The following is a 23939-nucleotide window of genomic DNA, read 5'->3' on the forward strand; positions in this document are numbered from 1 at the left end:
CTGTGGCTTGTCATCGATGGGGGTTGGCGGCACTGTGCAACTTCAAGTCGACTTGAGGTCAAGGGCATGGACGAGCTGGACATCGCGGAGGTCGCGCAACGCGCCGGCCTGCCGACTTCCACCCTACGGTATTACGAGGAAAAGGGCCTGATCGCCCCGATCGGGCGGCGCGGACTGCGGCGCCAGTACGGGGCGGGCGTGCTCGAACGCTTGGCGCTGATCGCGCTCGGTCGCGCCGCCGGTTTTCCGCTGGACGAGATCGCGCAGATGTTCGCGCCGGACGGGCAGCCGCGTATCGAACGACAAAAATTGCTGGCCAGGGCCGACGAGATCGACGCGGCCATCCGCCGCCTCAGCGGCTTGCGCGACGGCCTGCGGCACGCGGCCGCGTGCCGGGCGGCCAGCCATATGGAGTGCCCTAGCTTCCGACGCATTCTGCGGGCGGCGGCGTCGGGCGCCATCTCGACTAGGCCCGAGCGGAATGCCCGCCGCGCGCGCCAATAGAAGGACCGGGGGGCTGCTGGTTGTGTACTCAGGGCGGGGCACGCGCGCTTAGCGTGCCTTTCCAACGTGAATCGGCGGGCGATCCCGTACCATGGCCGCCTGAAACAGGGGGCAGGACAATGACGAAACAATGGCGCAGCGCATGCGTGCTCGCGATGGGCATGGCATTTTCGCCGCTGGCGGCATGGGCTCAGGACAAGGCGGCGGTGCTGATATACGACGAGTCCGCGGCGACCGTTTCCGGCGCACGCATGCTCACCGGCTTCGAGCGCTTGCCCGAGCCGGGAGAAAAACCGGTCTGGACCGACGGCAGTCGATTGGACGACATCGGCGTGAATCTGCTGGCGGGCGGCGGCCTGATCGGCGCCGGCATCGCCGATGCACGCGCGCAGGAGCAGCGCAATACCTCCATCGCCGCTCTGCGCACGGCGATGACGCGCGACGATCGCCTGCGCGACCTTATCGAAAGCTCGGTAAGCGATGCTGCGCGGGCGCAAGGGTTCGCGTCGTCGCGGGCGGTACGCTCGCGCGGCGTGAATCAGGGCTCTATCTCCCGTGTGTTGACCGCACCGAAGGACGGAACCGGCATTGCCGTGCAGAACGCCCCGGGCCTTCAAATGGTCACCCTGAGCTGGGACGATCGGCAGCTGCTGCTGGCGATGGATGTGCGCTTCTATCGACACAACGGCAGCGATCGCATGCCGATACGCGAAACCGGGCGCCGCCTGGTGAGGTACGTGGGGCCGCAGTCCCCAGCCGGCACCGACCCGGTCGCCTACTGGTCGGCGCAGGACGGAGCGCGCTTCCTGGCGCAGGTCGAACTTGGATTGCAGCGTTTGCAACCGCTGGTATGGGACGAAACGCTCGAACCCGCCAAGGCATCGCGCAAGGACACCACCTCGCTGCAGATCGGACAGAGCACGCAAAGCTTCCCGGGCCGCTTGTGGAAGCAGGAGGGAGGCTACGCCTACCTGCACAACAAGGATGGCGGCATCACCGTGGTCGCCACGGACCCGGCGGCGCCGTAAGCCGCCAGCCGGATACCTCGCCGGCGCCCGGTCCCGCATCCGCTGCGCGACCGGGCGGCCGCATTGCGACCTCGCCGTCAGCAGGGCGCGGCCATATCCGGCAAGTCGGATCGGGTGCCAGCTCGGCCGGGCGCATTGGCCTCACTGGCGCGCCTGGGCCGCAAGTGCAAGGATCGCGTGCGCGGCGAGAACGCTGCCATCCAACTCATGGGGATTTCGATGGCCCGTTACACGCTGGCGTTGTTGGCAGGTTCGATGGTGTCCGCGGCCGGTGCGCAGGAGCCGGCGCCGCAAAACCCCAATGTCTACCTCTACGCGAAAGCCATCCAGCACGCGATCCTGCAACGTTGGACGCGGCCCGATTCGGTGGCCGTAGGTCAGCGCTGCGCCCTGGAGATCAAGCAGTTGCCCGGTGGCATGGTCGTCGAGGCGTCGGTGGCGGCCGACTGCGAATACGATGCGGTCGGCCAGCGATCCATCCAGGCCGCGGTGCTCAAGGCGCAGCCGCTCCCTTATGCGGGGTTTGAGGACGTGTTCCAACCGCGGATACGGCTGCAGTTCGTAGCGCAGGACATCGCGCAGTCGCCTTGAAACGGCGCTGCGTCGCTAGCGCCGCCCGCCGTTCAATCGCAAACGCAAACAAAGGAAGATTCGGCCATGGAGATCACGACGAAGGATTTCTTTAGGGCGGTGCATCTGGCGAAGATTCATGCCCCTGTGCATTGGACCGTAGCCGATCGCGGCCCTTACAAGGTGAGGGTCGAAAGCAAGGGCGGCAGGCACGTCTATCTGGACGTTTCCGAAAGCGACTGGGAGGACGGCTGGATGCGGCCGTTCCGGCAGAACATGTCCCAGTGGGATGCGCGCGCGCTGCCGGTGTTGGGCGCATCCCTCGCGCGCATCCTCGTTCCCCTGGCTCCTAGCCCCGAGATAGCCACGGTCCGGCTCACCCCCAAGGATTGGACGCCGGCGCCTTAAGCCGGACGACCGATTCAGCGCCGACCGCCTGCGTTTTCCTCGGTCAGCGGCCGCACGTAATCGACCAAGCTGACGAGCAGCTTGCCGGGCTCTTCCCACTGCACCATGTGCGAGGAATGCTCGAACCAGACCCCGCGCTTGTAGGGCGCCCGGACCTGCGCCAGCCAGGCCGCGGTCGGTTCCGACGGCGTGGTGTAGTCGTGGCGCCCCATGAACATCAGCACCGGAATCGGGAACTCGCGCACACCGCTCATGTCGGTCGCCAGGAACTCCGGTAGCAGCCGGCCCAGCGAGAACACATTGCCCTGATCCACGGCGGCGCGGTCGCAGTCGTCGTACTCGGGCGACAGCAACGGTGCGCGGTAGTAGTAGAGCGAGGTGTCGCGGTAAGCGCTGAGGCCGCCGTAGTGCTGCGCCCACTTGCGTGCGGCGATGATACGTTCGCGGGTGATGGGCTGGTCCCCGGGGTAGGGCGCGATCGCCTCCATCTCCGCGATCGCCGCCTGATTGCCTTCGGCCTTGGCCTGGCGCATGCCGTGATCGAAGCTGATGCGCTCGTTCTCGCGCACGTTGATGACCTGGCCGATGCCGATGTAGGCATAGAACAAGTCAGGACGCTTCAGCGCCGCCTGCATCGCGACGATGGTGCCCCAACTGTGGCCCATCAGCACCAGCTTGCGCTTGCCGTAACGCTTGCGCAGGTACTCGGCCACTTCGATGGCGTCGTCGACGTAGCGCGGGATATGCAGGGTGTCGGCGTAGCCGTTCGGATCCTGCTGGGTGTAGGTCTTGCCCGCGCCGCGCTGGTCCCAGTTGGCGACGGTGAAGTATTCCTCGATAGGCCGCTGGAACTGCCACATCGCCGGGATCAGCGGCGACGCCGGCCCGCCGTGCACCACCAGCATCATCGGGTTGTCCTTGTCCTGGCCGCGCACGTTGACCCACTGCTGGACGCCGCCGGCCTCGATCGCGTAGGCCTCCTGCACGCCGTTGGGGCTGAGGATGCGCCCCAGGTCCTGGATCACGGCACGCGCATCGGCGTACTTGGACGTGTCCTTGCATTCGGCCGCTCTGGCGGTGGGAATCAGGAGCAGCAACAGCACGAGCAGCAGCGACAGTGTCTTCATGGGCGGGCCTTCGGCAGTGTGGGAGAACCGACACGTGGCCGCACGATGTACTGGACCGTTACGCCGGATGCAAGGGCGCGTGTTCGTATCGGTGCGGTTACCGATACGGATACGGCCATGGGGCGCGCGGTTGCACCCTCGGCGCCTGCGCCCGCCTACGTGGCGTGCAAGGCCCGAAACGGCAACGAGCATCACGCACGAGCTGGTTCGATGACTCGCGCCGGCATTGCGCCGGCGCGTGGAGCGCTCCGTGTAGCCGCGACAACGCCGGATCCGGCGTTTGGCGATCGCGTCCTGAGAACCTAGCGATTCACCGATGGCCCGTTCACGCCCACGTAGCCGTTCGCGCAGCCCGTGGTGCAGGTGGTGGCCAGCATGTTGTAGACGATGCGTCCGGCGTTGCTCTTGGAGCGGAAATGGCCGACGCCGCCGCTGGTGTCGCCGCCGCCGGCGTTGTAGGGGCTGCCGTCCGACCAGTCCCAGTCGTAAGCATAGGCGCTGCTGCCGGTACCGATATCCACCTGCGCCTTGACGTTGCTGGCGGCGTTGAACAGCGCGCCGCTGCTGCAGCCGCCGGCATAGCTGGTGGTGAAGCAATGGACCTGATCGTAGAGGCCGGCGGTGATGGTGTAGAACGAGATCGTGTTCAGCAGGGTCGGCATGGCGCGCAGGCTGTTGCTGCCGCTGCCGGTCCAGCGGTTGTAGCCGTAATAGACCACGCCCGAACTGGGGTACAGGCCGAAGGTGTAGTAGTCGTACGGAAAGACGTAGGCCTCGGCGTTGCAGGTAGGCGCGTAGGGCGACTGATAGCCGGTGCTCAGACAGGTCTGCAGGCCGCGCAGGCCGCCGCCGATGTTGACGAAACGGCGCACGCTGCCGTGGTAGCCGTAGTAGCGCAGCATCGCCAGGGTCATCGACGAGCCCAGCGAGTGGGCGACCACGTCGACCTGGCTGCGCCCGGTGTACAGCTTCACCTTGTCGATGAAGGTCTTGAGGATCTGGTACTTGGCCGGCTCGTGGTAGTTGTACTGCGGTGTGGCGCGCTCGTCCGCGTCCAGGTAGGTCACGCCGAACAGTTCGCAATCGTTGTAGCCGCGCGCCTTGAGTTCGTCGTAGATCGAGTAGGCCGGCGTCGTGTAACCGGTCACCGCCGAGGGCGGCATGTCGAAGCTGATCGCGCTGTCGCCGTTGCCGGACACGAACACCACCGGTGTGCGCGTGGCGGTGCAGGCGCCGCCGCCGAATCCGCCGCTGCCGACGCCCGGGCTGAAGCCGCCCGCGTACTGGCTGGCCGTGCCCAGGCAGGTGTAGCCGTTGTTGGCGCCGCAGTCCAAGGCCTGCGCCGTGCCCGGTGCGATGAGCGCGAGACTGGCGAGTGCGGGAAGCGCGGCGGTCAGGCCGACGCCATGCAGTTGCGCCTTCAGACGGCGCGTAGCGGACAGCGCGAGCGAAACGTAAACCAGCGTGCTGCGGAACATGAGAGCCCTCCCCAGGGTGTCAGTTCGACCACATCGAAAGCCGGATTCGGGCGATGGTGGACCGGTCTGCGCGCCTTGGGTATTGCACCTATGGGCGATGCCGCGCGTGTTTGAGGGGCGCGGATCGCGACGGCCTTCACGGTTCCGCTGCGGGTGCGTTCGTAGGGACAGGGGCCGTCGCGCTCCCATCCCACCCGCCCACGGAGCGCCGCCCGATGCCGACCCCTGCCCGCAAGAACGACGAGGCCCAGCTCGAGGACTATCTGAAGGCCCTGGGCCTGAAGAATCAGATCAAGGTCGTCAAGGCCTACGGCATCGATTCGCTGGAGTTCCTCAAGGCGGTCTGCGCCAATCCGGGCGAACGCAAGGCGCTGGCGCAGCAGATTCGCGGCGATACGCCGGACGGGCCGGCGCGCATCGCCGCCGGCATCGTCGAGAAGCTGACCGCCAAGCAGGTGCAGCAGCGCATCGACCAACTGGCCGCCGAAAAAGAAGACGCCGGCAGCGCCGGCTTCGACCGCAAGAAGCAGCAGCTGGCCGATGCGATCGAAGCGGTGGAGAAGCTGCGCAAGGACACCGCCGACGCGGCCGCCGCCGACCGCGACGCGGTGGTCAAGCAGGCACAGACGCAGCTGGACCGTATTCTGGGCAAGGTCAACGCGCGCGACCTGTTGAAGGCCGGCGACGCCGGATTCGCGACCATCGCCGGCGCCACCGCCCTGATGGAGCGCATCCAGGACGGCCTGCAGAGCAAGATCGCCGACAGCCTCAACAGCTACCTCGACCAGCGCCCGCGCAGCACCGCCGAATTGCTGGAAGAAAACCAGCTGCTGCGCGGCTACTGCGCCACTGCTGGCGGACTGCTGCGCGCCAGCGGCTCCAACCTGCTCGACATGGCCGGTCTGCTGGGCAAGGGCGCGGCGGTCAGCACGATGGATTTCGATTACAGCAGCGAGGAGGCCTACAGCGAGGCCACGCACCAGTTCGAGACCTCGGCCACTTCGTACTCCACCGCCAATACCGCCAAGGGCGCGATGTTCCTGGGCTCGGGCATCGGCGCCGCCAGTCTGATGGCGCAATACGCCAATGCCAGCCAGCGGCAGAAGGACCAGGCCGCGATGCAGCGCTCGCAGAAGGCGACCAAGTTGCGCGTGCACTATCTGTGGGCGCCGCAGGCCACCCTCAGTCTGCCGACCAACCGTTTCGCGCTGAGCGAGGAAGCGCTGGACGCGCTGCGCGCCATCCAGGCGGCGGACGCGGCGGAGCAGCGCGCCGGTGCGGTCGAGTTCCTGCGCTCCTTCGGCAGCCATGTGTTCTGCACCGCGGTGTTGGGCGGTTGGTACAAGCACGTGGCCAAGGCCAGTTGCAGTTCGTCCGAGCGCATGCGCACGCTGGACGAGGCGTTGTCCAGCGCCACGAACTGGGCGGTGTCGGCCTCGGTGTCCTACATCGGCCTCACTGGCGCAGGCTCGGCGTCGACCGCGCACGCGGGCGGCGTCAGCGCGGCGCGGGCCAGCTCCACCGCGATGTCCTGCACCGTCAAGGACCAACAGGTCTCGGTGGCCACCAGCGTGTTCGGCGGGCTGCCCGAGCTGCCCAGCGAACTGTGGCTGACCAGCGTGAAGGCCAATGCCCATTGGCAGGTGATCGACCGCAGCGACGAGCAAGCGGTGTGGAAGATCGTCGCCCTGCTGCCGGAAAAGTCGCTGGGCTTTGACCGCAAGCGCATGGCCGAACTGCTGGAGCGCACCTGGATCAACGACATCTTCATCCCGTCCATCGCCATCGCCGATGTGCGCGAGGCACTGCGCCTGAAAGCGCCGGCGAACGCCGCGGCCATGACCGATGCGATGCTGGCGTTGACGCGTCCGCCGACGATGCGGCTGGTGGTGTTCCAGCGCCGCTGGGAGCAGGCGCAGCAGCATTTCAACGCCGAGATCCAGTTGCCGCACGGCTACAAGATCCTGTCCGGCGGCGTGTCGGGCGTGACCCAGGTGGCCGGCAACTTCATCGTCGCCAGCTACCCCAAGGTGACCGGCAAGGGCCGGGACGAGCGGTGGAGTTGGTGCGCGCGCATGAAGGACATCAAGCATGCCTCCAAGATTCACCACGCGATGACCATCGTCGCCCTGCACGATCCCGACGACGCCTGGGACGTGCAGATCTTCGCCAAGGACGCCACGGCCCTGCGCAGCCGCCACGAAATCGCCATACAGCCGCCCGGCGACTACCTGCTGACCGGCTGCGGCGGCGAGGTGACCAGCTTCGAAATCGCGGCGCTGAAAGCCTGCGGATTCGCGCAGCTGGACGGCCGGCCGCCGGCCGCGACCGAGCCCAAGTGCCAGGCGGTGGTGCGCACCGCCGATCTGATCACGCCGTACCCGCACGCGGTCCGCGCCTACGCGATCGGCGTGCGCGCACGCGCCGGCACCGCGATCGAGGCCGATTACCAGTACCACCGCTTCGGCGCGGCGAGTCAGCACGATCACACCGTCGGCCATGCGCTGCATCCGGGCGGCGATATCGCCAAGCGCAGCGTGATGATCGGCGGCGGCGCCTGCCTCACCGACATCGACATGCACCACTGCCTGACCGGGTCGCGCCCGGTCGTGGCCGACGCCTACCGCGCAGGCGCGGCGCAGGTCTACGGTTGGCTGGTGACCAGCAAGGACCATGAGATCAGGCAAGCCAGCGCGATGACCGTCTACACGCTGGGATTGTCGAACGTCGATATCGTGTGGGAGGAAGAACCCGCGATGTGAGCGTTTGGGATCGATGGCGGGGCGGCGACGCCGCGAGCGCCGAAGTGGGGGCGCAGTTGCGACGCTTGTCGGGACGGCGGCCGTCGATGCCGTCGCCTCACGCCAGGCCGGGAGACGGCCCGCCATCCTGACGCGCCCCGGACAGCCGCGCATCGCCGAAAGCGGGTAGGGCGCGTAGGCTAGGGCGGGCGGACGCAGCGCTATGCTGCCGTCAGGCGACGGATCTCCCATCCCGATCAAGGACGAGCCATGAACGACGAACGCAACGACTCCGGCCACGCGCACGGAGAGCCAGCCGCGGCTGCCGCCAACCCGGCCTATCGCGCCGAAGCGCAGCGGTTGTTCCTGAAAGAAATCCTGCCGCGCTGGACCGCGGCGGACAACGTGTGGCGCAGCGCCTGCGCCCTGGACAGCATCCTCGATTATTTCCTGGTCAGCGGCGCCGACAGCGCCCCCTACGGCGACGCCGCCCTGGCGGCGCTGGATCCGACCAAGCTGGGAAACTGGTGGGACGACTTCGGCTGGATCGGCATCGCGGCGCTGCGTGCGGCGGAACTGGGTTTCGCCGCCGCGCATCGCACCGACTTCCTCAAGATCGCGATCAACGCCTGGTCCTACATGCACGGCCCCGGCTGGTCGCTGTCGCCGCACCAGCGCGCGATCTATCCGTTCACCGACGTGCCCGGCTGGGCGCAATTCGCGCGCGAGCACACCAGCAATTCCGGCGCGCCGAACGTCTGGGACCGCATCGATCAGACCTGGCCCAATCCGCCGCCGGCCACGAAAGCGCAGCTGCGCCCGCGCTATTCCCCCGGCGGCGTCTGGAACGCGCCGATCAGCGCCGGCAGCGCACCCACACCGGTGCCCGTCTACTCCGCCAGCGCCGATTACCTCAGCCCGGTGCAGAACACGGTCACCAACGGCGTTTACACGGTGCTGGGCCTGCGCCTGTACCTGGCCACGCAGAATCCGAATTTCGCCTCGGTGTTCCGCGACGCGGGCTTCAACGCCCAGGCCTGCCTGCAGGCCTGGCAACACCAGATCCAGTGGTACGGCCAATGGATGCTGGGCACCCAGCCCGCCGACCAGTCGCTGTTGCTTAAACCCAGCGCACCCACCGGCGGACTGCTGGTGCGCGAGCGCGTGTCCACCTTCCATCCCGTGGGTAGCCAGTTGTATTGGGACGCCGCCTATCGCAAGCCGTTGTCGTGGATGGGCGACCAGGGTCTGCTGATCGGCGCGCTGCGCGAGGCGCAGGGCATGCATCTGGTGCCCAAGCCTGCGGTGGTCGACCTGTATCCCAATCTGATCCACGGCGCGTTCGCCAACGCGTTCCGGCCGCGTACCTATGGCCAGGTCAACGGATCGTTTCCGCTGCCGTGGCTGGACCTCGACGTCCCCAACCCGTTCTGGGCGCCCTCGCCGGGCAACGACGACGGCGACTACCAGACCGGCGTCGGCGTGCTGATGCGCTACCTGCTGCAGGCCTACCGTGCCAATGCGAGCCTACTGACGCCTTACCGCTCCATGGTCCTCGGCACCGCCAATGCCCTGGTGCAGCCCGGTTTCGGCGTGCCGCCGCCGTCGCAGTCCGGCAGTTGCGACGCGTTCACGCCCACGGGCGGCAGCAATGCCGATCAGATGACGGCCTATGTCAATCGCTTGTCGGTGCTGACGTTGGCGATAGCGATGGGGTGAGGGGGCGCGGCCATCGGCGGACTCTGCACGGCTCGCGATAGCGCGATACCCTGGCGCCGGCAGTGGTGGTGACCGGGGGCGCTATGGCGGGCGGGAACAGGGACGGACTCAAGCCGGTAGGGCACCGTTACGACGATGCCTTGTCCAGATTGCGCTGGGAGCAACTGGAATCGCTGATGGCCGCGTACTACCGCGGCCAGGGTTACGAAGTGGAGCATGTGGGAACGGCGGCGACCGGCCTGCGTTTCGACGGCGGTATCGATCTGAAGCTGCGCCGGGACGATGCCTACGTGCTGGTCCAGTGCAAGCACTGGAATGCCAAGCAGGTCACCCACAACGCCGTGCATGAGCTGCTCGGCATCATGGTCAACGAAGCGGCGACCGGCGCGATTCTGGTCTGCAGCGGCGAGTTCACGCGCGCCGCCCGGGAAGCGGCAGAACGCCAGGGACACGTGCAACTGATCGACGGCAAAGCACTGCGCCCGATGTTGGCGCCCATGCTGGAAGCGGCGGATATTCTGGCAGCGCGAGCGCCGTCCGGTAACGGGTGGGCGGACGCGTCGGCGATGGCGCTGGCAGGGGCGCCGTCGCAGCGGATGCAGTCACGGCGGCCCCCTGGAAACAGCTTGCGTCAAAGCAACGCCGGCTGGTGGATCGTGGCCCTGGTGGGTACCTTGGTGTTCGTGTTGCTGGTGCGCCTGTTGCTGGGGCGCACCGCCTGGAGCGCCGGCTCCAGCCCTGCGTCGCCGGAACCGCACGCCACAGGCGTGAGTGCACCGATAGAATCGGTGGCCGAAACCGTACCCGTGGTTGCGGAGCCGCCAGCCGAAGCGCCCGGACCGCCCACGCATACCGTCCGACCGCCCACCGAAGCCGAGCTGCGTGAATCGCAGCGCAAGGCCGACGAAGCCATGAAGGTGATCGAAGACTCGACGCCGGAGATCTAGAATCCCGCTTCACCCATCAAAGGACGGATGCCGTGAACCAGCCCCCAGTCGCTTCCAGCCAGCCCGTGCTCGACGACAGCCTCACCATCGACCTGGCGCAGGCGTCCAAAGCCGCCTACGACTATTACAGCGGCACGCCTTTCACTCCGCCGGCAGGCTATCGGCAGGTCGACGCCTGGACCGGGTGGGACGAGTTCCTGTTCACCGGTTCCGAAGAGAAGTACGGATTGGTATTCCAGTCCATCGCGGATGCCGGTGTTTGCATCTTCGCGTTCCGCGGCACCGATTCGGACATGGACGCCTACGAGGACGTGCATTTCCTCACGACCGATTTCGTGCCCAGCGCGGGCGGCATCAATCCTGTTCCGCGGGTGGCCTCGGGCTTCTACGGCATCTACAACGGCCAGGGCGGCGCCATGACGCAGTCGATGCGCGAGCAGTTGTTCGCGCTGATCGACAAGTACCGGCCCACGCGGCTCTATGTCACGGGGCACAGCCTGGGCGCTGCGCTGAGCCAGTTGTTCACCCTGGACCTGATGGTCAGTCGGGACTTGGCGTCGATCAACATCAACTTTTCCAGCCCCATGGTCGGCACCGACACTTGGCAGGTCGCTTACGCCAATACCATCGCCGGCGGCACCAGCATCCGTGTCTACAACTACTGGGACTACGTGCCCGCGCTGCCTCCGTCGGATCTGGGCTACACGCATGTCGGCACAGGCTTTCGCACCGCGTTCTACGTCCGCGGCGAGTGGTTCCCGCACATTCTGTCGCGACATTCCATCGTCAATCTGACCACGGTGCTGAGCAACGCCCTGCCGTTGCGGCCGCAGCAATGGGCCGGCACGTTCCCGGACTATGTCGACGCGTCGCTGACGATGGTCAGCACCTTGCCGCCTGCCGGTACCGACATCCCCTGGGCCGATCGCGTCGGCGGTTACATGGCGTTCGAGGGCGCGCTGCGCTAGGACCTGAGCGCACGATCGCGGAGAGGGCGGCCTAGCCGCCGCCCTCTCCGCGTCGCTTCCTGCAGACGGCTCAGGGCAGCGGCGTGCCCTGGTCGGCGATCGCCAGCCATTTGCCGCGATCGTAGGTGTAGGTCACGCCGGTCAGGGCGCGCGATCGGAAGCCGATACGCGGGATCTCGTAGACGGTCTCGTACAGGATGTAGGCCGAACTGCAGCCGTCCACCACGCGGTAGCGCTCGGTCCAGCTCCAGCGCGCTTCGCGATTGGCGAAGTGGCTGGTGAAGGCGGTCATGATCGCGTCGATGCCGACCAGGGTGGCACCGCTGCCGAGCACGGTGATCGCGCGCTCGTCGTGCACGGCGCGGAAGGTGTCGGCGTCGTAGTCGCGGAACGATTCCATGTCCATGCGCTGAGCGACCTCGAACTGGCGCGCGCACAGGCGGGTGATGACGTTGTCCTTCCAGTCCATGCCGACGTGATGGGCGTCGCCGGCGAACGCGGGGCCGATCGAGCACAGGCTGAGCAGGGCGGCGGCGCTCAGGGTGGACAGCGGGGCCGGACGTAGGTTGCGGGTCTTCATCGTGCTTACCTCCTTGTGGTGGGCACGGCGGACCTTAGGCTGCCGACGCGGCGACTTGGAGTGCCAATTGCACGCTGCGGAAGGGAGCCAATCCCGATGCTTTTCGTGCTGCGGAGGGATACCGGGCGTCCATTCCGGAACAGGTTTTCAGCGGCGCGGGATGACCGCGCCGGCGAGGACGTTCACGCTCGTGCGCAGGGAAATGGGGGGCGGCCAAAGTTGCCACGTCGGGCGCGCCGGTCGGACCGGCGGTGTCGTTGCACGGCATCACATCGACAGGGAGGATGCGGCTGGCACTAATGCGGCGGCCCTTCGGTGGCGATGAGTAGCACCCTGCTGTTGCGCGACAGGGCATGCATCGCCATCGCAGCCGCGTCGTCGGCCACGTGCAACAACCCTGCTAGCCCCGCCGCACCGGACGCGGTGGTGCGCGGTCCGCCGCATGCGTGCATGAGTTCGGCGGCCGCGCGCAAAGCGTCCTCGCCTACGACGACCGAGCCTGCGCCGTGGCGCTGCAGCACCGCGATGGCCGGCGCGGAGGCCTGCCCGCACGACAGCATCTCCGCGCTGGTGTGCAGATCGCCGGCCAGCCGTTTGGGCAGACCTTCCGCCAAGGCCAAGGCCACGCAGGCGGCATTCGCCGGTTCGACCACCAGCAAACGCCCGGGACCGGGCAGCCGCTCGTGCAGGCCTTCAGCGACCGCCGCCGCCAGTCCGCCCACGCCGGCTTGGACGAAGGCATGGCTGAGGCCGCCATCGCCGTGATCGCGCAATTGCTCGCGCAGTTCGCGCAGCAGCAGGCCGTAACCGGCCATCACGTCGGCGACCACCGGATCGTCCGGATCGTCGCTGGTATCGGCGATCAGCAGCCCGTCGCCGCGCTGCGCCGCGGCCGTGGCGGCGTCGACGGCGTCGTCGTAGGTGCCGTAGACGCGCACGACCTCGGCGCCCAGGCGGACGATGCGTCGCGCGCGCGTCGCATCGACGTCGCTGGGCAGGTAGATCGAGGCGGACGCGCCGGCGCGTGCGGCCGCGGCGGCGACCGCCAAGCCGTGATTGCCGTCGCTGGCGCAGACCAGGCGCAGGTCGCGGACGCGGGGGCGGCGGTCCTGCAGCTCGCTCAACGAGTCCGCGCCGATCGCGCGCGCGAGCGCACGCAGGCCGGCGTAGAGACCGCCCAGGGCCTTGAAGTTGCCCAGCGGCCGCTCGCCTTCGCACTTGATCAGGACCTGGGCGACGCCGGCGCGACGGGCGAGCGCGGGCACGGCGATCAAGGGAGTGGGGCGGTAGTCGTCCCAGAGTTCGGTGATGTCCCAGTGCGGGCTTCGGGCGTCGGAATTCATGCCGATAGTCTGCCGCGCCGGCCTGCGGCGCCGCCGCGTTATGCGGGCCCGGATGCGGGCAAAACGCGCAAAGCGCGCCGCCGACGCCGAAATCCGTCGCGGCGCTGGGGTTTCATTCGTCCTCGTCCAGGGGGATCGGAATCGTCAGCCCGCGCTTGACCACGCCCAATGCGACGTTGGTGGTGAAACGCTTGACGTTGGGGTTGTCGCCGACCAGGCGCGCCATCAACGCGTCGTAGGTTTCGGTATCCGGTGCGGTGATGACCAGCACGAAGTCGGCCTCGCCGGTGACGTAGAAGGCCTGCTGCACGTGCTCCTGCGCCGACAGCCATTGCCGCAGTTGGGCCAGCAGTTCGGGACGTTCGCGCTCGACCTGCAGCGATACGACGAAGAAGGTGGGGCGGCCGACCTTCTTGGGATCGACCACGGCGGCGTCGCGCACGATCACGCCTTGTTCGCGCAGGCGGCGCAGGCGGCGCTGCACCGCCGACGGCGACAGGAACACCTGTTCGGCCAGGCGCTCGGCGGTCTGGCTGGCGTCTTCCTGGACCAGGTTCAGCAGCTGGCGATCGAATCGGTCTAGCGGCATACGGGCTCCGGAACTGGCCGACAACGCGGAAAAAAAGCGCGGCGCCGTATCGGTTCGCGGCAAAACCGCGAGGGCGCGCTCCTAGGATGCTAGCTCCAAACCGCAGACGCCGACCATGGATTTCGCCGAACTACAGAATTTCATCGATGGCCGCTGGCAGGACGACCTGCTGCCGGCTTTGAGCGAGTACATCGCCATACCCTGCCAGTCGCCGGCGTTCGAGCCCGACTGGGCCGAGCGCGGCCATATGCAGCGGGCGGTGGACTTGATGACGCAATGGGCGCGCGAGCGTCTCGCGGACGTGCCCGGCGCGAGCGTGGAGGTGGTGACGCTGCCGGGGCGTACGCCGGTGATCCATATCGAGATTGCAGGCGAGGGCGATGCACCGGTGTTGGTCTACGGGCACCTGGACAAGCAGCCGCCGATGGCCGGCTGGAGCCAGGGGCGCGATGCCTGGACGCCGTCGCTGGAAGGCGAGCGCCTGTACGGACGCGGCGGCGCCGACGACGGTTATGCGATCTTCGCCGCGATCCTGGCGGTGCAAGCCTTGCGCGCGCAGGGGCTGGCGCATGCGCCGTGTTCGATCCTGATCGAAGCCAGCGAGGAATCCGGCAGCCACGATCTGCCGCACTACATCGAGCATCTGGCGCCGCGTCTGAGCGCGCCCGCGGTAGTGGTCGCGCTGGACGCGGGCTGCGGCAACTACGGGCAACTGTGGCTGACCACCTCGCTGCGCGGGCAGGTCGCCGGCTGCCTGAGCGTGCGCGTGCTGGAAGAGGGCGTGCATTCGGGCGACGCCTCGGGCGTGGTCGCCTCCTCGTTCCGGATTGCGCGCCGCCTGCTGTCGCGGCTGGAGGACGCCGGCAGCGGCGAAGTCGTCGCCGATTTCCATGCGCCCATCCCGCCGTCGCGGCGCACGCAGGCGAACACCGCGGCGGCCGCATTGGGCGCGGGTCTGCATGCGCAGCTGCCGTTGACCGCGGGTTCGCAACCGGTGCATTCCGATCCGGCCGAGGTCGTGCTCAATCGCGCCTGGCGCCCGCAGTTGGCGGTCACCGGCCTGGACGGGCTGCCCTCGGTGGCGGACGCGGCGGCGGTGATGCAGCCCTCGACGCAGTTGAAACTCAGCCTGCGCCTGCCGCCCACGTTGGACGCGCAGGTCGCGGCGCTGCGATTGAAGACGCTGCTGGAGTCGGATCCGCCCTATGCCAGCCAGGTCGGGTTCCGCATCGACATGGTCTCGCAGGGCTGGCATGCGCCGGACACCGCGCCGTGGTTGAGCGACAGCCTGGAGCGCGCCTCGCTGGCGAGCTTCGGCGCCGGGCTGGCCCTGATCGGCGGAGGCGGCGGCATCCCGTTCCTGGCGATGCTGGGCGAACGCTTCCCGTCGGCGCAGTTCGTGGTCACCGGCGTGCTCGGGCCGCAGTCGAACGCGCACGGGCCCAACGAATTCCTACACCTGCCGACCGCGCGACGGATCACCGCGGTGGTCGCGCAGCTGCTGCACGATGCGGCATCGCGGCGCGATGCCTGAACTTCACCCTTCCCATCGAGTGACGCCATGAAGCTGCTCTATCAGACCCATTCCCCCTATGCGCGCAAGGCGCTGGTGTTCGCGTACGAAGCCGGCCTGGCCGAGCGCATCGAGGTGATCCACCACGAAACCAGTCCGACCCTGCGCAACGAGGAGGTCTACGCCGAAAATCCGCTGGGCAAGGTGCCGGTGCTGCTGCGGCCGGGCCTGCCGGCCTTGTTCGACTCGGACGTGATCTGCGCCTACCTGGACACCGTGCACTCAGGGCCGCGTCTGATTCCCGATCGCGGTGAAGCGCGCTGGCAGGCGCTGCGCGTGCAGGCGGTCGCGCAAGGGCTGGGCGATGCCGGCATCAAGGTGCGCTGGGAAACGGTGCGCCGTCCGGAAGCCTTGCGCTATCCGGCGCTGCGCGAGGGCTACACCGAAAAGTTGCTGACCAGCTACGACTGGCTGGAGAGCGAACTGGACACCGACGCGCCGCTGCACGTCGGGCATATCGCCGTGGCGACGGCCTTGAGCTGGCTGGAATTTCGCGAGCTGCCGGACTTCCGCGCGGGACGTCCACGCCTGAGCGCCTGGTTCGATGCCTTCCAGACGCGCGCCTCGATGCGCGCGACGCCGTTGTCGGGCGAGACTCACGACTGAGGCCGGAGGCGAGCGGGGCGGTCGCGAAACGCCGCCCCGCGAACCGCTTACTGCTCCAACAGCAGGTACTCGCCCTTGGGCCCGTAGCGCTTGGCGTTCGGATCGATGCGCGCGCACAGCGCCTGGCCGCAACGGCTCAGGGCGCCGGACTTGGTGGCGCTGAGGATGTCGCTGGCGAACTCGGCGCGCTTGACCTCGCGGCCGCTCTGCCAGATCAGGTAACCCGCGCCGCCGGCGGCGAGCAAGGCGCCCAGGCCCAGGCCCATCAGACCGGTCCAGATCAGCGACTTCTGCTCACGCTTGAGCGCCTGGCGCTGTTCGTCCATCTGCTGCAGGGTTTTTTCGGCGCTGCGCGAGACCTCGCGCAATGCGGCAGCGGTGTTCTGCAGCTGTTGGCCGTACTGCGCCGAGGCCTGGCCCACGCCCTGTTCGATGGCGCCGCGGGTCTGTTCGCCGACGCTGGCAACCAGGTCGCGGGTCAGCAGTTGCGCGTTGGTCTCCCAGATGTCGGCGGTGCGCTTGAGTTCGGTCGCGCTTTGGGTAAAGCGTTCGGTGGCCTTTTCGCAGACCACCTCGAACATTTTGGCGACGCCCATCAGTTGGACGGCGAACAACTCCAGATCCTGCTTCTCCATCGTGCGCTTTCTCGTTGTGCTGTCAGAGCCGCGGCGTCATGCGGCGTTCGGGGCCGTCGTGGCCGCTGGGCGGCAACGTGGGCGGCGTGGGTTCGGCCGGCTTGTCCTGCTGGCGCTGCTCCTGCTGGCGCTGTTCGGGCGGCGGTGCGGCCGCGGCCTGGGCCTGCTCGCCGCCGCGGCGTTGCAGCGACTGGCCCTGTTCGGAGGCCAGGAAGCTGCCGCCAACCGCGCGCGCGCCGTCGACGTCGCCGTTGACGGCGGCCTGGCCCAGTCGCTGGAACAGCGCGTGGGTGTCTTGCGGCGTGACCGGCGCGGGATCGGCGTTGAGGCGCGGCTCGGGCGAAGCAGGGCCCGGCGGCACCGGTCCGATCGCGACCGCGCGCTGCGGGAAGCGCGCGTTCATCGCCTCGTCGCGCGGCTCGTTGTTGTTCGGATCCGCCACCCGCTTGTCCGGCGTCAAACGGGTCATGCGGTCGCGCTGGCCGTCCTTGTCGAAGTCGGAGGTGCGGTAGAACCACTGGTGTTCTTCGGAGCGGTGGACGACGTTCATCTCCGCCGCGGGCAGGGCGCGCTTTTCCAGGAACGGCTTGTCGCTGAGCGAGTTGAGGTAGTCGACCATCAGGTTGCCGCTGCGCACCGACAGGCCGTTCATGGCATAGCTGCCGCCGATGTCGCTGTGCGCGCCGCCGACGGTGACGTTGAGGAAGCGGCCGTTCTCGGTCTGGCCCGGGTCCAGAATGCTGGTGGACTTGAACAGGTTGCGGCGCTCGTCCTCGGCGGTGATCTGGAAGCCCGACAGCACCGACGGCGGTTGGCGGCGGTCGTGCTTGCGCGGCTCGCCGGTGCCGACCGGATCGAACAGGGCCACCGCCTGCGGCACTTCGTGCGGCGGCACCAGCGGGTCGCCGGTGTAACGCACGTGCTTGACGTTGCCGAACAGGTCGCGGTCTTCCACGCGTCCCTTGGGATCCTGGATGCCGCGTTCGTCGACCAGGCGGGTGAAGCCGGCGGCCTGCTCGGCGCCGCGGCTGAAGCCCACGCTGACCACGCGGATCTGCGCCTCCGGATCCTCGGCCAGCCATTTCTTGCTCTGCGCGGCGAAGCGCGAGTACATCTCCTCGACGCGGTCCTCGTAGGAACGGCCGGTGGCGCTGTCCCAGCCGCTCTTGAGCGCGCCGTCCTGCGTGCCCGGGCCTTCGACGTAGTCGACGCGGATGTTGGACAGCCCGCGGCTGTTGGCCGCCGCGGTCTGCCGCACCACGTCGGCGATGTTGGTGTGGTTGGTCGGCGCGTCCTTGAGCATGCTGTTGCCGGTGCCGTCGAAGGCGGCGATGAACAGCCGCTCGTGCGGATTGGCGCTGTTGACCAGCATGGGCGTGGACAGCCGCGACAGCGCTTCGCCGGCCTGCTCGTAGCTGGCCAGGTCGTGCGCGTCGGCGGGATAGGTGCTTACGCCGTCCGGGCCTTTCTTCTTCTTGTCGTCCGTCATCGCACTACTCCTTTAGTACGTATGGCTGAACACCAGCACCGGGTCGTTGCGGAAATCGCTGTGCTTGTTGCCGGGGATCTGCAGCTCGCGGGTGTGGACCATGGCGCGCATGTAGACCTTGATGGTGCGGTCGTTGACCTCGAGCAGGATCTCGGGGTCCTCGGCGATCACGCCGGCGTCGGCCAGTTCGGCGCTAGGCACGTTGTGGCGGATCACCCGGTCATCGAACAGGCCGGGGATGTCGACCGTGGCCTCGTGCGCGCTGCCGTCCTTGGATCGCCAGCTCACCTGCGCCGGGCCGGGAAAGTTGCGGATCGTGGCCCAGGGCGCGGTCACGTGCTTGAGGTAATCGTTGCCGAGCGAGGCCGAGGACGGCGTCTTGGCGTCGTCGGCGTCGCGCACGGCGTACTCGCCGTTGTAGAGCACGACGCAGCCGAAGGTGTCGTAGGCGGCGGCGCCGAAGTCGTGCTGGGCGAATGTGAGCGGCCGGCTGGCGTCGGTCTTGTTGGGCGCGACGTAGGCAGGTTGGGTGGACATGGCGGGTTGGCATCCTGTTGCGAATAGGACGGAAAGCGCGAGCGCGCGCGCCAAGGCGGGCAGGCGCGGACGAGGAGAGCGATGGCGGTGCGGGGCGCGGTCCGCGGCAGGACCGGCGTGGCGGCCAGGAGCGTCGGCGCGGAGACCGCCGCGGGGCGGCGCGCCTGAACCTGGTTTTGTATCCATTCCCTCCTCCCCTGGAGACCGTCGCCGCGGTCCATCGCCGGCATGAGCATCGCCCGATGGTAGCGCAGGCACGCTACGGACACACGCCGGCGTATCGTGAGACCGGACGCAGGTCCGTTTGCGGCGAAGCGGACGACGCGGCGGCCCGCGCCCGTCGTCGCGCGGCGCTCAGGTCCGCTCCGCTATGCTGTGAGTCCCTGACCACCGCACCCGGAGGCGGCCATGGCAACCGGCTGGGCAGGCGACGGCGCCGTGCAGGACCAGATCGACGCCACCATCAAGGACGCGATCAAGCGCGCCCGCGACCAACTCCCGCAGGGCCCCGGATTGGAGCGCTGCGAGGAATGCGACACCCCCATCCCCGAAGCGCGGCGCAAAGCCGTGCCGGGCGTGCGCCTGTGCGTGCGCTGCCAGGAGGCGCACGATCAGGAGCAGGGCGCCGCCAGCGGGTATAACCGCCGCGGCAGTAAGGACAGCCAGTTGCGCTGAGCGGTCGGCCGAGCCGCGTTGTGGTGATCGCGCGTGCGAGCCGATGCGAGACGACGGCCGCGTGCATCCGCGACGGCCTAAGCGTCTATCGTTAGGGATGGAACGCGGGTCGGTGCGAGTCGGCGTCTCCGCGCCCGTTGCGTAGGCGCACCTCAGCGCCGGTACCGCGTCGACGGTCCGTTGGCGGCGCGGATTTCCATCGCGACGATGGCGCCGTCGGCGCCGCGTTCGAACGCGACCCGGCGCGCGGGTTCGCCGGCCACGCTGAACGTGTCCTCGCCCAGCGGCAGCAAGGGCCAGGCCGGGCGCCGATCGCGCTGCAGCCACAGGCGGCCGTCGCGCTCGCTCAAATTCACAGGGCCGTAGGCGCCGGCATAGTCGCGCAGCGCGACGTGCGGCGGCGCGGCTTCGGCGCGTAGCGCCTGCAAGGTCCAGCGCGCTTCCACCATGTCGGCCTCCGGCAGTCCCAGCGCGAGCACCGCTTGCAGGGCCAGCACGCGTGCGCGCTCCAGCGCCAGCGCCGAATCCACTGCGACGTCCGGCGCCACGCCGCTGCCTTCCCAGTTGCCGCCGGTGATCGGGCTGATCGGCGAACCGCGCGAGACGAACACGCGCAGGCCGTGGCCGGCATCGACCTCGCCGCCGGGATTGGCGGCGCCCGCGCTGGCCTCGCCGACGACGGTGGCGCGCTTGGCGTTCTTGAGGGTGTAGGCGAAGGATTCGGCGGCCGAGCCGGTGCGCCCGCTGATCAGTACGTACAAGGGCAGTGTCAGGCGCGGTGTGGGATAGGCCTGCGGCGGCGCTTCGCTGACGCTGCGCTCACGTTCGCGGAAGCGGTTGTAGATGTCGGCGCCCGGCGCGGTGAACGCGCTGACCAGGTAGCCGACCATCGCCGGCGAGCCGCCGCCGTTGTCGCGCAGGTCGATGATCAGCGCGTCGGTGCCGGCCAGCAGTTGCAGGGCGGCCTCGATCGCGCGGCGCGCGGGCTGTTCGCTGCCGTCGTAGGCGAAGTCGGCGAACTCGCGCAGGTCGATGTAGCCCACGTTGCCGGGCAGCACTTCGACGCGGCGCAAGCCGTAGCTGCCGCGCCGATGCGGGGCGGCAGCCGAGGGCCCGGGCCCGGGCCGTCGCAGGACGACCGGACCGGTCGGGTCGCTGGACAGGGCGACGCGGAAATGGCGGTCCAGCGGCTGCAGGGTCGTGGTCAGCGCGGTCGCCAGGTCGCGCGGATCGGGGTAGCGGTCGAACTCGCCGCGGCCGGCGGCCGCGCGCAGGTCGTCGGCGATGCGCTGGCCGCGTTCGGCGTCGTAGTAGTGGGCGGCGATCGCCGCGGCGACGCCTGCGACCCGGTCGCGTGGCGACTGCGCCTGGGCGGCGAAGGCGGCGAGCCCGAGCAGGGCGGCAAGGGCGGCGCGGAAGGCGGTGGGCATGGCGGTTCTGGTCCTTGGGGCGCGCTGGGACAGCGGCATCGGTAACAGGGATGCCGCAGGCGCCCGAAGGGTCGCGGGCGGCGGCGGCCGGTCGCCGAACCCCGGCCTTCGGCACATACGCGCGTTTCGGGGCCGCCCTATGATCGCCGCCACCATCCGAACGCGAGCGGGGCAACGGCATGTCTTCCAGTCTCGATCACACGCCGCGTTCGCCGGCCTGGGCGCAGGTGCTGCTGGGCGGCCTGCTGGTGGCCCTGGGCGATATGAGCTTCGCCGCCACGCTGTGGTTCGGCTGGGACGGCCCGGGCATGGTGCGCCTGTTCCAGACCATCGCCGTCGGCGTGCTCGGCCCGGCCAGTTTCGACGGCGGCCTGCAATCGGCCGCATTGGGCGCGGTACTGCACGTGTTCATGGCGACGATGTTCGTGCTGATCTACGTGCTGGTCGCGCGGCGTCACCGCGGTCTGCTCGCACGCCCGCTGGGCTACGGCCTGCCTTACGGCGTGGTGCTGTACCTGGTGATGAATTTCGTGGTGCTGCCGCTGTCGCGGGTCAACGCGACGCCTTCGCTTAAGCATCCGGACTGGATCGCCTGGAGCGTGCTCGCGCACATGGCGTTCGGCGTGATCTGCGTGCTGTTCGCGCGGCGCGCACTGCGGCGCTGATGCGCTAACCGGCGCGCCGACCCTTGTCGCGCAGGGGACGGTTCGGCCATCATGCGGCGCGATCCGGGCCGCGCGAATGCGGCGGTCGGGTGTGCAATCCGGCGCGGGGGCGCCCACAGGGGATTCGGAATGAGCTTGGGTAAGACGATGCGCGTCGCCGTGCTGGCGTGCGCGCTGTGGGTGTGGCCGGCGACTTCGGCGCTGGCGCAGAGCGGGCAGGGCGAGCGTTACCAGCCGCGCAGCGAGCGCGGACGTCTGGCGGCCGGATTGGTCCTGCGCTGGGCCGGTCACGTGCAGCAGGTCTACGGCACCGCGCCGCAGCGTTGGGCGCAGGGCATGGCGCCGACCTTCGCCCGCGCGCCCTTGGCCAACCTGCGCCGCGCCGCGGCGATGACCGATTACGACGCGATGATGGCCGCCGCCAGCGAGCCGTACGCGCACCGTTCCGCGCCGGACGCGGCCCGCGCGCCGTCGCCGACCACGACCGCCGCGCTCTCCAGCGAGCGCCTGCTGTACACCATGCTCACGCCGTGCCGTCTGGCCGATACGCGCACCGTCGCGCGCCGCATGAGCGCCGGCGAATCGCGCAGCTTCAGCCTGCAGTCGCTGACCGCGCAAGGCGGCGCCCAGAACGGCTGCGGTATCCCCACCGACGCATCGGCGGTGACGCTGAACATCACCGTGATCAATCCCGACGTGGCCGGCTACCTCACGGTGTTCCCGACCGGCGGCACGCGTCCCTTGGCGTCCAGCCTGAACTACCGCGTCGGCGACGTCGTCGCCAACGAAATCATCGCCCGCCTCGGCGGCGATCCGTGGCCGACGTATTCGGTCTACAGCTACGCCGGCGCCGATCTGGTGATCGACGTGGCCGGCTACTTCAGCGCCGCCAAATCCGAACCGCTGGACTGCACGCAGGTGGAGTCGGCCCTGGTCGCGGTGAACCCCGGCGGCACCGCCTCGGCGGTCACGCCCGCGTGCCCGGCCGGCTACACCGGCACCGGCGGCGGCTGCACCGTGGCTGGCGCCTACCCGTCGATCGACGAAGTCTATTTCCATGGCTTCGGTGCGCAGGCCAATGGCGGCTATGCCTGCCACGCCCGCAACCGCGGCGGGGTCGCCAGGAATGTGCGCGCGGAGGCGATGTGCTGTCGCCTGCCGGGTCGCTGATCGCGCGCGGCGGGAGAGCGGGATGAAGAAGACGATCGCGGCCCTGGCGCTGCTGGTGCCGGCCGGCCTGATGTTCGCGGCCACGGCGCCGAGGCTGTGGTCCGCGCCCGCAGAACGCGAGGCCTCGCCCACCGTGGCGCCTGCGCCGCCGCGCGCCGCCGCCGCGTCGCTGGGCGCGTTGCAGGCCGCCGACCATCTGCTGCGCCTGTGGTCGCCGCATGTGCAGCAGGTCTACGGTACCGCGCCCGAGCAGTGGGCCCGGGCCATGCGGCCCAGCCTGGCGCGGTTGGGCGAGCGCGAGTTGCGCCGCGCCGCCGACATGCCCAGCTTCGACGCGATGATGGCCGCGCTGACGCCGCAGCCGCAGCGTGAGATTCCGGTGCAGTCGGTATGGGACGCGCGCGCCGCCCAGGCCGCACAGCTGCTGGACACCGAGCCCGCGCAGCTGGCCTACAACATGCTCGCGCCCTGCCGCCTGGCCGATACCCGCGTCGCCGGCACGCGTCTGGGCAGCGCCGGACTGCTGCATCTGCGCACGACCGGCGCCGACATGAGCGCGCAAGGCGGCTACGCCGGCGATTGCGGCGTACCGGCCGACGCGCGTGCCGTGGTGGTCAACGTGGTCGCGGTAGCGCCCACTGCGGCCGGCTACCTGACGGTGTTCCCGTACGGCGCGCAGCTGCCGTTCGCCTCCAGCCTGAACTATCGCGCGCAGGAAGTGATCGGCAACGAGATCATCGCCAAGCAGAGCGATCCCGGCACGGACTACGCGCTGTCGCTGTATTCCTACGCCGCCACCGACGTGGTCGTGGACGTGGTCGGCTACTTCGCCGCGGCGCCGGAGAGCGCCATGGTGTGCTCCAAGGTGACGCAGGTGTTCAGCCTGCCGCCGGGCAATTACGGCAGCGGCTTCGCCGAATGCCCTTATGAGTGGTTCCAGGCCGACCGCGCGGCCCGCGTCGGCGGCGGCTGCAACTGGCGCTACAGCGCGCCCGGCGATCCGGAACCCGGCCAGTTGAACGGGTCGATGGCGGCCTACTCCTGGTACATGTGCGACGGCGACAACCACACCGACAAGACCTACGACTACGTGGTGACGGCGATCTGCTGCCGGGTAGTGCCGCGCTAGCCGGCGGCATACCATCGGCGGCAAACCC

22 protein-coding genes and 1 pseudogene are annotated in these 23939 nt (G+C 68.9%); 14 read left to right on the forward strand and 9 right to left on the reverse strand.

Annotation, left to right across the window (positions count from 1 at the left end):
* The first annotated feature begins 66 nt into the window (after positions 1-66).
* The 4 genes and pseudogenes from LVB77_RS10150 to LVB77_RS10165 all read left to right on the forward strand — a co-directional run bounded on the left by LVB77_RS10150 (position 67) and on the right by LVB77_RS10165 (position 2510).
* Positions 67-504, forward strand: coding sequence for a helix-turn-helix domain-containing protein (locus LVB77_RS10150; protein WP_255700569.1), 438 nt, complete (start codon positions 67-69; stop codon positions 502-504).
* 119 nt (positions 505-623) lie between these two features.
* Entirely contained in the window at positions 624-1532 is a 909-nt protein-coding gene (locus tag LVB77_RS10155; RefSeq protein ID WP_232910001.1) for a hypothetical protein, read from the forward strand.
* Between the two features lie 312 nt (positions 1533-1844).
* Positions 1845-2123: pseudogene (locus LVB77_RS10160) on the forward strand (protein TolA); the annotation flags it as partial.
* A gap of 66 nt (positions 2124-2189) precedes the next feature.
* On the forward strand, positions 2190-2510 hold the full coding sequence (locus tag LVB77_RS10165) for a hypothetical protein (protein ID WP_232910002.1): 321 nt from the start codon (positions 2190-2192) through the stop codon (positions 2508-2510).
* A gap of 14 nt (positions 2511-2524) precedes the next feature.
* Here LVB77_RS10165 and LVB77_RS10170 read toward each other — a convergent pair whose 3' ends face one another.
* Positions 2525-3637 carry an alpha/beta hydrolase gene (locus tag LVB77_RS10170; protein WP_232910003.1) on the reverse strand — a complete coding sequence of 371 codons (1113 nt, stop codon included), beginning with the start codon at positions 3635-3637 and terminating at the stop codon, positions 2525-2527.
* A 302-nt stretch (positions 3638-3939) separates the two neighbouring features.
* Complete coding sequence (locus tag LVB77_RS10175; RefSeq protein ID WP_232910004.1) at positions 3940-5115, reverse strand: hypothetical protein; 1176 nt, start codon at positions 5113-5115, stop codon at positions 3940-3942.
* Positions 5116-5330: 215 nt separating this feature from the next.
* Here LVB77_RS10175 and LVB77_RS10180 point away from each other — a divergent pair, with 215 nt between their 5' ends.
* From LVB77_RS10180 to LVB77_RS10195, 4 genes are all read left to right on the forward strand, one after another.
* Positions 5331-7877, forward strand: coding sequence for an MAC/perforin domain-containing protein (locus LVB77_RS10180; RefSeq protein ID WP_232910005.1), 2547 nt, complete (start codon positions 5331-5333; stop codon positions 7875-7877).
* A 249-nt stretch (positions 7878-8126) separates the two neighbouring features.
* Positions 8127-9575 (forward strand): glycoside hydrolase family 76 protein, encoded by a 1449-nt coding sequence (locus tag LVB77_RS10185; RefSeq protein WP_232910006.1) that lies wholly within the window; start codon positions 8127-8129, stop codon positions 9573-9575.
* Between the two features lie 176 nt (positions 9576-9751).
* A complete protein-coding gene (locus tag LVB77_RS10190; protein ID WP_232910007.1) occupies positions 9752-10522 on the forward strand; it encodes a restriction endonuclease in 771 nt (256 codons plus the stop codon).
* Between the two features lie 32 nt (positions 10523-10554).
* On the forward strand, positions 10555-11490 hold the full coding sequence (locus tag LVB77_RS10195) for a lipase family protein (RefSeq protein WP_232910008.1): 936 nt from the start codon (positions 10555-10557) through the stop codon (positions 11488-11490).
* A 70-nt stretch (positions 11491-11560) separates the two neighbouring features.
* Here the strand turns inward: LVB77_RS10195 and LVB77_RS10200 are convergent, their stop codons facing one another.
* From LVB77_RS10200 to LVB77_RS10210, 3 genes are all read right to left on the reverse strand, one after another.
* A complete protein-coding gene (locus LVB77_RS10200) occupies positions 11561-12070 on the reverse strand; it encodes a hypothetical protein (protein ID WP_232910009.1) in 510 nt (169 codons plus the stop codon).
* Between the two features lie 296 nt (positions 12071-12366).
* Positions 12367-13413 (reverse strand): pyridoxal-phosphate dependent enzyme, encoded by a 1047-nt coding sequence (locus tag LVB77_RS10205; RefSeq protein WP_232910010.1) that lies wholly within the window; start codon positions 13411-13413, stop codon positions 12367-12369.
* Positions 13414-13525: 112 nt separating this feature from the next.
* Positions 13526-14002 carry an Lrp/AsnC family transcriptional regulator gene (locus LVB77_RS10210; protein ID WP_232910011.1) on the reverse strand — a complete coding sequence of 159 codons (477 nt, stop codon included), beginning with the start codon at positions 14000-14002 and terminating at the stop codon, positions 13526-13528.
* Between the two features lie 115 nt (positions 14003-14117).
* Here LVB77_RS10210 and LVB77_RS10215 point away from each other — a divergent pair, with 115 nt between their 5' ends.
* Together LVB77_RS10215 and LVB77_RS10220 are read left to right on the forward strand one after the other, a co-directional pair.
* Positions 14118-15536, forward strand: coding sequence for a M20/M25/M40 family metallo-hydrolase (locus LVB77_RS10215; RefSeq protein WP_232910012.1), 1419 nt, complete (start codon positions 14118-14120; stop codon positions 15534-15536).
* Between the two features lie 27 nt (positions 15537-15563).
* Positions 15564-16181, forward strand: coding sequence for a glutathione S-transferase (locus LVB77_RS10220; protein WP_232910013.1), 618 nt, complete (start codon positions 15564-15566; stop codon positions 16179-16181).
* 47 nt (positions 16182-16228) lie between these two features.
* Here LVB77_RS10220 and LVB77_RS10225 read toward each other — a convergent pair whose 3' ends face one another.
* The 3 genes from LVB77_RS10225 to LVB77_RS10235 are packed head-to-tail and all read right to left on the reverse strand — an operon-like array spanning position 16229 to position 18842.
* Positions 16229-16816, reverse strand: coding sequence for a hypothetical protein (locus tag LVB77_RS10225; RefSeq protein WP_232910014.1), 588 nt, complete (start codon positions 16814-16816; stop codon positions 16229-16231).
* 22 nt (positions 16817-16838) lie between these two features.
* Positions 16839-18305: a DUF2235 domain-containing protein gene (locus LVB77_RS10230; protein ID WP_232910015.1), complete on the reverse strand. Its 1467-nt coding sequence runs from the start codon at positions 18303-18305 to the stop codon at positions 16839-16841.
* Between the two features lie 12 nt (positions 18306-18317).
* Positions 18318-18842, reverse strand: a complete 525-nt coding sequence (locus LVB77_RS10235) for a hypothetical protein (RefSeq protein WP_232910016.1) — start codon at positions 18840-18842, stop codon at positions 18318-18320.
* Between the two features lie 408 nt (positions 18843-19250).
* On the opposite strand from LVB77_RS10235, the gene LVB77_RS10240 reads away from it, so the two are divergent.
* Complete coding sequence (locus LVB77_RS10240; RefSeq protein ID WP_232910017.1) at positions 19251-19517, forward strand: DksA/TraR family C4-type zinc finger protein; 267 nt, start codon at positions 19251-19253, stop codon at positions 19515-19517.
* Positions 19518-19669: 152 nt separating this feature from the next.
* Here LVB77_RS10240 and LVB77_RS10245 read toward each other — a convergent pair whose 3' ends face one another.
* Positions 19670-20947, reverse strand: coding sequence for a S41 family peptidase (locus tag LVB77_RS10245; RefSeq protein WP_232910018.1), 1278 nt, complete (start codon positions 20945-20947; stop codon positions 19670-19672).
* A gap of 179 nt (positions 20948-21126) precedes the next feature.
* On the opposite strand from LVB77_RS10245, the gene LVB77_RS10250 reads away from it, so the two are divergent.
* From LVB77_RS10250 to LVB77_RS10260, 3 genes are all read left to right on the forward strand, one after another.
* On the forward strand, positions 21127-21612 hold the full coding sequence (locus LVB77_RS10250; protein ID WP_232910019.1) for a hypothetical protein: 486 nt from the start codon (positions 21127-21129) through the stop codon (positions 21610-21612).
* A 129-nt stretch (positions 21613-21741) separates the two neighbouring features.
* Positions 21742-22782: a hypothetical protein gene (locus LVB77_RS10255; protein ID WP_232910020.1), complete on the forward strand. Its 1041-nt coding sequence runs from the start codon at positions 21742-21744 to the stop codon at positions 22780-22782.
* Between the two features lie 22 nt (positions 22783-22804).
* Positions 22805-23911 (forward strand): hypothetical protein, encoded by a 1107-nt coding sequence (locus tag LVB77_RS10260; protein WP_232910021.1) that lies wholly within the window; start codon positions 22805-22807, stop codon positions 23909-23911.
* Positions 23912-23939 lie beyond the last annotated feature (28 nt).

The organism is Lysobacter sp. 5GHs7-4 (assembly GCF_021284765.1).
Taxonomy (GTDB): Bacteria; Pseudomonadota; Gammaproteobacteria; order Xanthomonadales; family Xanthomonadaceae; genus Lysobacter.

Bases quoted from the DNA above. Each gene is read 5' to 3' on its own strand.
- LVB77_RS10150 (WP_255700569.1), top strand. From the start codon at position 67: ATGGACGAGCTGGACATCGCGGAGGTCGCGCAACGCGCCGGCCTGCCG.
- LVB77_RS10155 (WP_232910001.1), top strand. From the start codon at position 624: ATGACGAAACAATGGCGCAGCGCATGCGTGCTCGCGATGGGCATGGCA.
- LVB77_RS10165 (WP_232910002.1), top strand. From the start codon at position 2,190: ATGGAGATCACGACGAAGGATTTCTTTAGGGCGGTGCATCTGGCGAAG.
- LVB77_RS10170 (WP_232910003.1), bottom strand. From the start codon at position 3,637: ATGAAGACACTGTCGCTGCTGCTCGTGCTGTTGCTGCTCCTGATTCCC.
- LVB77_RS10175 (WP_232910004.1), bottom strand. From the start codon at position 5,115: ATGTTCCGCAGCACGCTGGTTTACGTTTCGCTCGCGCTGTCCGCTACG.
- LVB77_RS10180 (WP_232910005.1), top strand. From the start codon at position 5,331: ATGCCGACCCCTGCCCGCAAGAACGACGAGGCCCAGCTCGAGGACTAT.
- LVB77_RS10185 (WP_232910006.1), top strand. From the start codon at position 8,127: ATGAACGACGAACGCAACGACTCCGGCCACGCGCACGGAGAGCCAGCC.
- LVB77_RS10190 (WP_232910007.1), top strand. From the start codon at position 9,752: ATGGCCGCGTACTACCGCGGCCAGGGTTACGAAGTGGAGCATGTGGGA.
- LVB77_RS10200 (WP_232910009.1), bottom strand. From the start codon at position 12,070: ATGAAGACCCGCAACCTACGTCCGGCCCCGCTGTCCACCCTGAGCGCC.
- LVB77_RS10205 (WP_232910010.1), bottom strand. From the start codon at position 13,413: ATGAATTCCGACGCCCGAAGCCCGCACTGGGACATCACCGAACTCTGG.
- LVB77_RS10210 (WP_232910011.1), bottom strand. From the start codon at position 14,002: ATGCCGCTAGACCGATTCGATCGCCAGCTGCTGAACCTGGTCCAGGAA.
- LVB77_RS10215 (WP_232910012.1), top strand. From the start codon at position 14,118: ATGGATTTCGCCGAACTACAGAATTTCATCGATGGCCGCTGGCAGGAC.
- LVB77_RS10220 (WP_232910013.1), top strand. From the start codon at position 15,564: ATGAAGCTGCTCTATCAGACCCATTCCCCCTATGCGCGCAAGGCGCTG.
- LVB77_RS10225 (WP_232910014.1), bottom strand. From the start codon at position 16,816: ATGGAGAAGCAGGATCTGGAGTTGTTCGCCGTCCAACTGATGGGCGTC.
- LVB77_RS10230 (WP_232910015.1), bottom strand. From the start codon at position 18,305: ATGACGGACGACAAGAAGAAGAAAGGCCCGGACGGCGTAAGCACCTAT.
- LVB77_RS10235 (WP_232910016.1), bottom strand. From the start codon at position 18,842: ATGTCCACCCAACCTGCCTACGTCGCGCCCAACAAGACCGACGCCAGC.
- LVB77_RS10240 (WP_232910017.1), top strand. From the start codon at position 19,251: ATGGCAACCGGCTGGGCAGGCGACGGCGCCGTGCAGGACCAGATCGAC.
- LVB77_RS10245 (WP_232910018.1), bottom strand. From the start codon at position 20,947: ATGCCCACCGCCTTCCGCGCCGCCCTTGCCGCCCTGCTCGGGCTCGCC.
- LVB77_RS10250 (WP_232910019.1), top strand. From the start codon at position 21,127: ATGTCTTCCAGTCTCGATCACACGCCGCGTTCGCCGGCCTGGGCGCAG.
- LVB77_RS10255 (WP_232910020.1), top strand. From the start codon at position 21,742: ATGAGCTTGGGTAAGACGATGCGCGTCGCCGTGCTGGCGTGCGCGCTG.
- LVB77_RS10260 (WP_232910021.1), top strand. From the start codon at position 22,805: ATGAAGAAGACGATCGCGGCCCTGGCGCTGCTGGTGCCGGCCGGCCTG.